Source organism: Aquabacterium sp., assembly GCF_049274795.1.
Lineage (GTDB): Bacteria > Pseudomonadota > Gammaproteobacteria > Burkholderiales > Burkholderiaceae_C > Aquabacterium.
This window is the reverse complement of record NZ_JBASTH010000086.1, coordinates 79,421-89,271: the sequence shown is the minus strand read 5'-3', so window position 1 is coordinate 89,271 and position 9,851 is coordinate 79,421. Positions and strand designations below refer to the sequence as shown.

The 9,851-nt window shown below is 66.5% G+C and carries 9 protein-coding genes; 4 read left to right on the top strand and 5 right to left on the bottom strand.

Going from position 1 to position 9,851, the window contains the following annotated elements:
- From WAQ08_RS14135 to WAQ08_RS14115, 5 genes are all read right to left on the bottom strand, one after another.
- The coding region (locus WAQ08_RS14135; protein WP_422192264.1) for an Arm DNA-binding domain-containing protein at positions 1 to 400 on the bottom strand (400 nt) is incomplete at its 3' end.
- A gap of 295 nt (positions 401 to 695) precedes the next feature.
- Entirely contained in the window at positions 696 to 1,190 is a 495-nt protein-coding gene (locus tag WAQ08_RS14130) for a dihydrofolate reductase (RefSeq protein ID WP_422192263.1), read from the bottom strand.
- Positions 1,191 to 1,205: 15 nt separating this feature from the next.
- A complete protein-coding gene (locus WAQ08_RS14125; protein ID WP_422192262.1) occupies positions 1,206 to 2,036 on the bottom strand; it encodes a thymidylate synthase in 831 nt (276 codons plus the stop codon).
- A gap of 114 nt (positions 2,037 to 2,150) precedes the next feature.
- The gene (locus WAQ08_RS14120) at positions 2,151 to 2,846 is read right to left on the bottom strand and encodes an OmpA family protein (protein WP_422192261.1); all 696 of its coding nucleotides are present in this window, start codon (positions 2,844 to 2,846) and stop codon (positions 2,151 to 2,153) included.
- Between the two features lie 100 nt (positions 2,847 to 2,946).
- A complete protein-coding gene (locus WAQ08_RS14115) occupies positions 2,947 to 4,773 on the bottom strand; it encodes an ABC transporter transmembrane domain-containing protein (RefSeq protein WP_422192259.1) in 1,827 nt (608 codons plus the stop codon).
- Between the two features lie 76 nt (positions 4,774 to 4,849).
- Between WAQ08_RS14115 and WAQ08_RS14110 the strand changes: the two genes are divergently transcribed.
- Genes WAQ08_RS14110 through WAQ08_RS14095 form a run of 4 tightly spaced genes read left to right on the top strand, consistent with a single transcriptional unit; the run spans position 4,850 to position 9,730 of the window.
- A complete protein-coding gene (locus tag WAQ08_RS14110) occupies positions 4,850 to 5,347 on the top strand; it encodes a MarR family winged helix-turn-helix transcriptional regulator (RefSeq protein ID WP_422192257.1) in 498 nt (165 codons plus the stop codon).
- Positions 5,348 to 5,367: 20 nt separating this feature from the next.
- Positions 5,368 to 6,834 (top strand): efflux transporter outer membrane subunit, encoded by a 1,467-nt coding sequence (locus WAQ08_RS14105; RefSeq protein ID WP_422192255.1) that lies wholly within the window; start codon positions 5,368 to 5,370, stop codon positions 6,832 to 6,834.
- An 8-nt stretch (positions 6,835 to 6,842) separates the two neighbouring features.
- Entirely contained in the window at positions 6,843 to 8,153 is a 1,311-nt protein-coding gene (locus WAQ08_RS14100) for an efflux RND transporter periplasmic adaptor subunit (protein WP_422192254.1), read from the top strand.
- Between the two features lie 2 nt (positions 8,154 to 8,155).
- Entirely contained in the window at positions 8,156 to 9,730 is a 1,575-nt protein-coding gene (locus WAQ08_RS14095; protein ID WP_422192251.1) for a DHA2 family efflux MFS transporter permease subunit, read from the top strand.
- The last annotated feature ends 121 nt before the right edge of the window (positions 9,731 to 9,851 follow it).

Sequence of the window (9,851 nt, the reverse complement as noted above, 5' to 3'; positions counted from 1 at the left end):
CCAGATCCCACTTTCGGTAGTAGACAGTTCCCTCCGCCAATGGCGGTGTGGTCAGCTTCTTTTCCTTGTAGTCCGAGATCAACTCCCGCACTGTCCAAGCCATCTGGGTCCTCATTTTCAGGACCTTTTTGTCCGCGGCAGGATCTTTGCCTTGGTCTACATCAACGCGTCGCTCACGAGCAAGCTTTCGGGCTGCAGCGAGGGTCAGGTCCGGATAGTTTCCAAGCGTGATTTCTTTGCGGCGCACACCAGAGACTCGGTAGCGCAGAACCCACGTGGCGGTTCCTGCACTCGACAAGGTGAAAGTCAAGCCATCGCCATCAGATCGCGCGATGGCGGCGCCTTTTGCGATCCAGCGTCGAATCTGTACATCGTCCAGCAAATTTCCCCGGCGTGCCATGGCTCGTCCTCCAATGGGTAGCTAGGCGCAATTTTAGTACGCTAGCTACCCAGCTAGCTACCCATTTTTGTTGTGCTTCAGTGAGACGTGATGGGACGCTGTTGGAGGAAAACGCTTTGATGACAATGACTTATGGCCATTGCCTGGGATGTGTTGAACTCCCCTGAAACGCCATTTGAACTCGCAGGTGGCGAGTTTCATGGGAAGGGGCAGGGCGTTTGAGCGTGGGTGTGTATTGTGCCCATGCGCGGCGCTGCTGCCCGATCCGCTGTGTTCACCCGCCCCTGGGCGCTGGTCAGGGCGGGGATCGCCGGTGGTACGTCACGAAGGCGTAGCCGAAATCGTTGGGGGCCGGCGAATGGTGCGCCTCACGGCTGGTTTCGTCGAACGCGGCCTTGTCCCAGGCCGGGAAAAAGGCGTCTCCCTCGAAATCCTGGTCCACTTCGGTCAGGATCAGCTCGTTCGCACGGGGCAGTGCATCGGCGTAGATCTGCGCGCCGCCGATGATGAACACCTTGGGCACATCGGCCACCAGATGCAGTGCGGCATCCAGCGAATGCGCCACCTCGATGCCTGGCGCCAGCCAGCCCGTGTTGCGGGTGATGACGATGTTGCGGCGCCCAGGCAGCGGCGTGCCGATCGAATCGAAGGTCTTGCGGCCCATGATGATCGGGCTGCCGATCGTGGTGCGCTTGAAGAACTGCAGGTCTTCCGGCAGGCGCCACAGCAGGGCGTTGTCCTTGCCGATGGCGCCATTGCGGGCCACGGCGGCGATGACGGTGACGATCATGGCGCGCCCCCCGAATCAGACGGCCACCGGCGCCTTGATGGCGGGGTGGTGTTCGTATTCCAGCACTTCGAAATCCTCGTAGGCGTAGTCGAAGATCGACTCAGGCTTGCGCTTGATGTTCAGCACCGGGTAGGGGTGGGGCGTGCGGCTCAGTTGCAGCTCGACCTGCTCGGTGTGGTTGCTGTAGATGTGGCAATCACCGCCCGTCCAGACGAAGTCGCCCACGTCCAGGTCGCACTGCTGGGCCAGCATGTGGGTGAGCAGGGCGTAGCTGGCGATGTTGAAGGGCACGCCCAAAAAGATATCCGCGCTGCGCTGGTAGAGCTGGCAGCTGAGCTTGCCCTTGCCGCCGGCTTCCGTGGGCGGGGCCACGTAGAACTGGAAGAAGGCGTGGCAGGGCGGCAGGGCCATCTGCTCGATCAGGCCCACGTTCCAGGCGCTGACGATGATGCGGCGCGAATCGGGGCTGCTTTTGAGCTGCTGCACGACCTGGCTGATCTGGTCCACATGGCCGCCATCGGGCTTGGGCCAGTTGCGCCACTGCACGCCGTAGACCGGGCCGAGCGAGCCGTCTTCACGCGCCCATTCGTCCCAGATGGTGACGTTGTGGTCCTTCAGGTACTTGACGTTGTCATCCCCGCGCAGGAACCACAGCAGCTCCACGATGATGGATTTCAGGTGCACCTTCTTGGTCGTGACCAGCGGGAAGCCTTCGGACAAATCGAAGCGCATCTGGTGGCCGAACACGCTGCGCGTGCCGGTGCCGGTGCGGTCGGTCTTGAGCACGCCCGTGGTGTAGACGTGGCGCATGAAATCTTCGTACTGGCTGCGGACGGGACGGCTCACCGGGTGACCTCGCGGGAAAGGTGAAATCGGACGGGGAAAAGGCAACAGCCCGGATTATCCGGGCTGTCAGCACATCCTACCCGGCCCGAAGGCCAGGCGGTGAAACAAGGGGAATCAGGACGCGGCGGCCGTGTCGCGCACGAAGATCTCGACGCGGCGGTTCTTGGCGCGGCTGGCTTCGTCGTTGTTGCTGGCGATCGGTTCGCGCGAACCGCGGCCGTCGGCCTCGATGCGGTTGGAGGCCACGCCGCGGTCCGTCAGGAAATCACGCACGCTGTTGGCGCGCGAGACGGACAGCGGATTGTTGATGGCATCGCTGCCGGTGCTGTCGGTGTGGCCGATGGCCTTCACGACCAGGCTGGGGTTTTGGCGCAGGCTGGTGGCGAAGGTTTCGAGCACCGAGCGCAGCTCAGGCTTGAGCGCGGCGCTGTTGGTGGCGAACGAAATGTCGTTGGGGATGTTCAGCTTGAGCTGGTTGTCTGCCGTGCGGGTGACTTCGACGCCGGTGCCCTGGGTGGCCTGTTCCATGGCCTGCTTTTGCGACTCCAGGCGCTTGGACCACACGTTGCCGATCACAGCGCCGGCGGCACCGCCCACCACGGCACCGATCGTGCCGCTGTTGCCGGTGGCCTTGCTCAGCACGCCGCCGATGACGGCACCCGCGGCGGCACCACCAGCGGTGCGCTTCTGGGTATCGTCCATGTTGGCGCAACCGGCGCCGATGAGCGCTGCACCGACGATGGTGCTGGTGACGAAGATGGTGCGGCGCAGGCTGCGCACGGCGGGTTGAGCATTGATGGTCTGCGTCATTTTGTGGTTCTCCAGAACGATCAAGCCTCAGCGCGAGGCGAAGGCTGCCAGTGTGTCTGGCAGGTTGATGGGTGACTGTCGGGTCAGCCTGATCCGTGTGTCAGCCGATGCTGACGATGCGAGGAGCCGGCGCCTCTGCTTCGAACTGGGCCGAGGCCAGCCGCTGGTAGAGACTGCATCGTGCCATGAGTTCCGCATGGGTGCCAGTGTCTACCAGCCGGCCCTGGTCCATCACGGCGATGCGGTCTGCGTTGACGACCGTGCTCAGGCGGTGGGCGATGACCAGGGTGGTGCGGTTCTTCATGGCTTCGCGCAGGGCTGCCTGCACGGCACGTTCACTTTCGGTGTCGAGTGCGCTGGTGGCTTCATCAAGCAGCAGCAGCGGGGCGTTCTTGAGAATGGCGCGGGCGATGCTGATGCGTTGGCGCTGGCCGCCCGAGAGGCGCACGCCGCGCTCGCCCAGGTGGGTGTGATAGCCCTCGGGCAGGCGCTGCAGGAAATCATGGGCATGGGCGGCACGGGCCGCGGCCATCACCTCGTCGTCGGTGGCGCCGGGGCGGCCGTAGCGGATGTTCTCCATCGCGGTGGACGAGAAGATCGTGCTGTCCTGCGGCACGATGCCGATTCGGTGGCGCAGGTCGTCCAGCGACAGGGTGTCGATGGGCGTGCCGTTGAGCAGCAACTGACCGGCTTGCGGATCGTAGTAGCGCAGCAGCAGCTGGAACACGGTGCTCTTGCCTGCTCCGCTGGGCCCCACCAGGGCCACGGTTTCGCCGGGTCGCACGTGCAGGCTCACATCGTCCAGCGCCGCCTGGGTGGGGCGTGAAGGGTAGTGAAAGCGCACGCCGCGCAGTTCGACAACCAGCCCACCTTGTGCGGCTGGTAGCACCGCCGGGCTGGCGGGTGACTGGATGTCCGAGCGCGTGTCCAGCAACTCCATCAGCCGTTCGGTGGCGCCGGCTGCACGCAGGATCTCGCCATACACCTCGGACAGGGCCGCCACCGAGCTGATCAGCAGCACCACGTAGACCACCGTCTGCCCCATGTGGCCAGCGCTGATGCGTCCGTCGATCACGGCCTGCGTACCCTGGTACAGACCCCAGAGCAGCGCCGCGGCCGTGGCGCTGATGATGAAGGCCACCAGCGCGGCGCGTGAACTGATGCGGCGCTGGGCAGTCTTGAAGGCGGTTTCGGTCGAATCACCGAAGCGCTGGGCCTCACGCGCTTCGGCGGTGTAGCTCTGCACCACGGGGATGGCGCCCAGCACCTCGGCCGCGATGGCACTGGTGTCAGCCACGCGGTCCTGGCTGGCGCGCGAGAGGCGCCGCACGCGCCGGCCGTAGACCACGGCCGGCAGCACCACCAGCACCAGGGCGCCCAGCACCTGGGCCATCACGATGGGGTTGGTGGCCACCAGCATGGCCAGGGCGCCCAGGCCCATGATGCTGTTGCGCAGCCCCATGGACAGGCTGGAGCCCACCACCGTCTGGATCAGGGTGGTGTCCGCGGTGAGGCGGGACAGCACTTCGCCGGTGCGGGTGGTTTCGAAGAAGGCAGGGCTCTGGCGCAGCATGTGGTCGTACACCGCGCGCTTGAGGTCGCTGGCCAGGCGCTCGCCCAGCCAGGTGACGGCGTAATAGCGCAAGGCCGAAAACACCCCCAGGGCCACGCCCACCCCACCCAAGGCCAGGAAGTGGTCGCGCAGGGCCATCACGCGCTCACCCGGATCGGGCGAGACCATGCCCTGGTCGATCAGGGCGCGCATGGCGATGGGCAGCACCAGCGTGGTCAGCGCGGCCAGGATCAGGAACAGGCCGGCCAGTGCGATCCGCTTGCGGTAGGGGCGCAGGAAGGGGCCCAGGGCTCGCAGCGGTGCGGGTGAGCGGGCGGCTGCGGGCGCATCGGTCTTGGCGACAGCGGCGTTCATGTTGTTCAGCAATGAAAGGTTGCGTTAATTATGCTGTCTTGACAATATTTGCATAGGCAAATACATTGAAATCGTTATGAGTACACCGACCTTCTACAAGCCAGAGGGGTACTGCAGCGACGAGAGCGTGGGCTTCCTCATGCGTCGCATCATGCTCAGTCTGATCACGGATATTGACAGGCGCCTTGAAACGTTGGGTTTGACCCACGCCCAGTGGACGCCACTGTTCATGATCGCGCAAGGCAAGGCCGGCACGCTGGCCGAGCTGTCTCGCGAGCTGCAGATCGACCCCGGTGCGCTCACGCGCACGCTCGATCGCCTGGAGGCCAAGGGCCTGTGCCGTCGTGTGCGTTCCACCTCGGACCGCCGTGTGGCGCGCCTGGAGTTGACCGACGACGGCAGATCCGTGGCCGACGAGGTGCCCAAGGTGATGTCGGAGGTGCTCAACGCCTATCTGACAGGGTTCAGCCACGATGAGTGGCAGACCCTGCTGTCCCTGCTGCGGCGCATGCTGTGCAACGCCGATGCGATCAAGGCCAAGGATGCACAGCAGCCCGGGAGTCAAACCGGATGATCGAGTTGAAGCAAGTGAAGATGGCCTGTTTGAGTGCTGTCGCCGTCGCGGCGTTGGCCGGTTGTGCCTCTCAAGGGGATCTCAAGGCCTCGGTGGCGCCTGTGGATGCGGGCCGCTATGGCCTGCTCGAGACCAAGGCCGAAGGCCCCCAGAGCCTGGTTGACAGCGAGGCCTGGTGGGCCCGCCTGGGCGACCCGGCGTTGACCGCCCTGATCGGCGAGGCACTGAGCGCTCACCCCGACATGCAGGCCGCCAGCGCGCGCCTGGCACGGGCCCAGGCCGCGGTGCAGACCCGTGAGGCGGCCGACATGCCGCAGGTGGGGGCACACGCCGAGGTGTCCCGGCAGCGCTATACCGCCAACGGCCTGGTGCCGGCACCCATCGCGGGCAATATGTGGAGCACAGGCACGCTTCAGTTGCAGGGCCAATGGGAGCTGGACCTGTTCGGGCGCCATGGGGCCGAGTTGCGCTCGGCCGTGGGCCAGGCGCGTGCCGCGCAGGCCGATGCGCAGGCGGCCCGCACGCTGCTGTCGGCCAATGTGGCCCGCGCCTATGTGCAACTGGCACGGCAACTGGCCCAGCGCGAAGTGGCCGTGCGTTCGCTGGCCCAGCGCGACGAGCTGCTGTCGCTGGTGCGCCAGCGTGTCGATGCCGGCCTGGACACCAATGTCGAGCTGCGCCAGGGCGAGGGCGCCTTGCCCGAGACGCGTCAGCAGATCGAAGCGCTCGATGAGCAGATCGCCCTGTCGCGCCACCTGCTGGCCGCGCTGAGCGCGCAGCCGATGGCGGCCACGGCCCAGCTGTCGCCCCGCCTGGCGCAACTGCAGCTCGATGCCTTGCCCGCGGAGGTGCCCGTGAACCTGCTGGCCCAGCGCGCCGACGTGATGGCCCTGCGCTGGCGCGCCGAGGCCGCCGGTGCCGAGGTGGATGCCGCGCGCACCCTGTTCTATCCCAACATCAACATCGTCGGCTTCCTGGGCTTCAACGCCATCGGGCTGGACCGCGTGCTCAAGTCGAGCAGCCAGCAGTACGGTGCCACCCCGGCCATTGACCTGCCGCTGTTCGATGCGGGCCGCCGCCAGGCCAACCTGAAAGGCCGCCTGGCCGAGCAGGACATGGCCGTGGCCGCCTACAACGGCTCGGTGATCGAGGCGGTGCACGATGTGGCGGATCAGCTCACATCCGGCCAGTCGATCGACCGGCAGTTGCAGGAGCAGTCCCTGGCGCAGCGTGCCACGGAATCGGCCTATGACCTGGCCCTGCAGCGCTACCGCGCCGGCCTGGGGCCCTACCTCACGGTGCTCAGTGCCGAATCGGCCGTGCTCAACCAGCGGCGCCTGGGCGTGGACCTGCGCGCCCGCGCCGTGGACAACCGTGTCGGCTTCATCAAGGCCCTGGGGGGACATTGGCCCGCCTCCACGGCCCTCGCTGTTCCGGGCGCTGTGCCCACCACAACAAACACCTCGGCCAAGCTTTCCCTGAACTGAAGTACCCCATGAGCGAACAAAACACCCCTGTGGCCGGGGCAGCGGCCAACCCCAAACGCCAGAAGGCGCTCAAGATCATCGGTGGCGTCGTCCTGGTGGCCGGTGTGGCCTGGGGCATCCACTGGTGGCTGGTCAGCAGCCACATCGAGAACACCGACAACGCCTACGTGCAGGCCAATGTGGTGCAGATCACGCCGCAGGTGGGCGGCACGGTGCTGGCCATCCAGGCCGATGACACCGACATGGTCAAGGCCGGCCAGTTGCTGGTGCGCCTGGACCCGGCGGACGCCCGTGTGGCGCTGGACCAGGCCGAGGCCCAACTGGCCCAGACGGTGCGGGAAGTGCGCACCGTGTTCGCCAACAACGCCACGCTGGCGGCTCAGGTGGCCCTGCGTGAAGCGGATGTGAGCAAGGTGCAGAGCGATGTCGCCCGCGCCCAGGACGATGTGAACCGCCGCTCGCCACTGGTGGCCACGGGTGCCGTGGGCAAGGAAGAGTTCAACCACGCGCAGACGCAACTGGCATCGGCCAAGAGCGCCCTGGCCGCCGCGCAATCGGCGCTGGCGGCCGCGCGTGAGCAGGCCACGTCCAACCGTGCCCTGACCGATGGCACCACCGTGCAGGACCACCCCAACGTGCAGCGTGCCGCGGCCCGTGTACGCGAGGCCTACCTGGCCTTCAAGCGCGCCGACCTGGTCGCCCCGGTCGATGGCATGGTGGCACGCCGCAGCGTGCAGGTGGGCCAGCGCGTGCAGGCTGGCGCGCCGATGATGTCGCTGGCGACGCTGGACAACGTCTGGGTCGATGCCAACTTCAAGGAAAGCCAGTTGCAGAAGATCCGCCTGGGCCAGCCCGTGACGCTCACCGCCGACGTGTACGGCAAGAAGGTGGAGTACCACGGCAAGGTGGCGGGCCTTGGGGCCGGCACCGGCGCGGCGTTCGCCTTGCTGCCTGCGCAGAATGCCACCGGCAACTGGATCAAGGTGGTGCAGCGCGTGCCCGTGCGCATTGCCCTGCAGCCTGAAGAGATCAAGAAGCACCCGCTACGCGTGGGCCTGTCGATGGATGCCACCGTGGACGTGAGCAGCCAGGATGGCCCGCTGGTGGCCGAAACCACCCGCCAGCAGCCCGTGGCCCAGACCGCGGTGTTCGATGGTGTGCAGAAGGATGCTGATGAGCGTGTGAGCCGCATCATCGCCACCAATGCGGGCGCTCCGGCCAGCACGCATGCCAAGCTGGCAGGCGCGCCGGTTCAGCAAGCCCGTGCGGCAGCGCCGCAGCGCACCGCCGCCAAGCCTGTCGCCGCTTCCGGCGTCTGATCATGAGCGCGAACTCGTCCGCCGCGCCCTCGGGGGCCACAGCGGCACCGGCGCCGCTGACCGGCGGCACCCTGGCCCTGGGCACCCTGGCCCTGTCGCTGGCCACCTTCATGAACGTGCTGGATTCGTCCATCGCGAACGTGTCGCTGCCGGCCATCTCGGGTGACCTGGGTGTGAGCCCCACGCAGGGCACCTGGGTGATCACCAGCTTCGGGGTGGCCAACGCCATCTCGGTGCCGCTCACGGGCTGGCTCACGCAGCGCTTCGGCGCGGTGCGCCTGTTCGTGGGCAGCGTGCTGCTGTTCGTGCTGGCCTCGTGGCTGTGCGGCTTCGCGCCGTCGCTGGAGGCCTTGATCGGCTTCCGCGTGCTGCAAGGCCTGGTGGCCGGCCCGATGATCCCGCTGTCGCAGACCCTGCTGCTGGCCAGCTATCCGCCGGCCAAGGCGGGCATGGCGCTGGCCTTGTGGGCGATGACCACGCTCGTTGCGCCGGTGACGGGGCCGCTGTTAGGTGGGTGGATCACCGACAACGTCTCCTGGCCATGGATCTTCTACATCAACGTGCCGGTGGGCCTGCTGGCCGCGGCGATCAGCTGGCGCATCTACGCCAAGCGTGACACGCCCACGCGCAAGCTGCCGATCGATTCGGTGGGCCTGGGCCTGCTGGTGCTGTGGGTGGGCGCGCTGCAGATCATGCTCGACAAGGGCAAGGAGCTGGAGTGGTTCGAGAGCGGGCAGATCGTCGCGCTGGCGGTGATCGCTGCGGTGGGCTTCGTGGTCTTCGTGGCCTGGGAGCTGACGGAAGAACACCCCATCGTCAACCTGCGCCTGTTCGCGCGGCGCAACTTCCTGCTGGGCACGCTCACGCTGTCGGTGGCCTACATGCTGTTCTTCGGCAACGTGGTGCTGCTGCCCCTGTGGCTGCAGCAGTACATGGGCTACACGGCCACCTGGGCGGGCATCGCGCTGGCGCCGGTGGGGGTGCTGGCCATCCTGCTGTCGCCGATGGTGGGCAAGAACGTGGGCCGGGTCGATCCGCGCCGGCTGGCGACGGTGGCCTTCGTGGTCTTCGCGCTGGTGCTGTGGATGCGCTCGAACTTCACGGTGCAGACCGACCTGCGCACGATCATGATCCCCACGATCATCCAGGGCGGGGCGCTGGCCTTCTTCTTCGTGCCGCTGAGCGCGATCACGCTGTCCGGGCTGAAGCCTGAGCAGATCCCGGCGGCATCGGGCCTGAGCAACTTCGCGCGGATCACGGCCGGGGCCATGGGCACGTCCATCGTGACGACGCTGTGGGAGAACCGCGCCACCATGCACCATGTGCACATGACGGAGCGCCTGAGCAGCACCGACCCGGCCATGGCCGGCACGCTGGACATGTTCGCCAAGGCGGGGCTGAGCTTCGAGCAGGCGGCCGCGCAGATCAACCGGCTGATCGACCAGCAGGCTTTCACGATGGCGGCGGATGACGTCTTCCTGATGTCGGCCTGGCTGTTCCTGGCACTGATCCCCTTGCTGTGGTTGGCAAAACCCGCCAAGGGCGGCGCCTCGGTGGATGCGGGCGGCGCGCACTGAAGCACCTGTTTCGGTTGAGCCAGACATGAAACGCCCCTTCGGGGGCGTTTTTCTTTGGGCTTGACCGATTTTCTCCATGTTCTGTATGCTGGGGCGGCATGGAGAAATAGAGGGGCTGTAG

Coding starts and splice junctions, on each gene's coding strand:
- WAQ08_RS14100 (WP_422192254.1), top strand. CDS start 6,843: ATGAGCGAACAAAACACCCCTGTGGCCGGGGCAGCGGCCAACCCCAAA.
- WAQ08_RS14110 (WP_422192257.1), top strand. CDS start 4,850: ATGAGTACACCGACCTTCTACAAGCCAGAGGGGTACTGCAGCGACGAG.
- WAQ08_RS14130 (WP_422192263.1), bottom strand. CDS start 1,190: ATGATCGTCACCGTCATCGCCGCCGTGGCCCGCAATGGCGCCATCGGC.
- WAQ08_RS14115 (WP_422192259.1), bottom strand. CDS start 4,773: ATGAACGCCGCTGTCGCCAAGACCGATGCGCCCGCAGCCGCCCGCTCA.
- WAQ08_RS14105 (WP_422192255.1), top strand. CDS start 5,368: ATGGCCTGTTTGAGTGCTGTCGCCGTCGCGGCGTTGGCCGGTTGTGCC.
- WAQ08_RS14120 (WP_422192261.1), bottom strand. CDS start 2,846: ATGACGCAGACCATCAATGCTCAACCCGCCGTGCGCAGCCTGCGCCGC.
- WAQ08_RS14095 (WP_422192251.1), top strand. CDS start 8,156: ATGAGCGCGAACTCGTCCGCCGCGCCCTCGGGGGCCACAGCGGCACCG.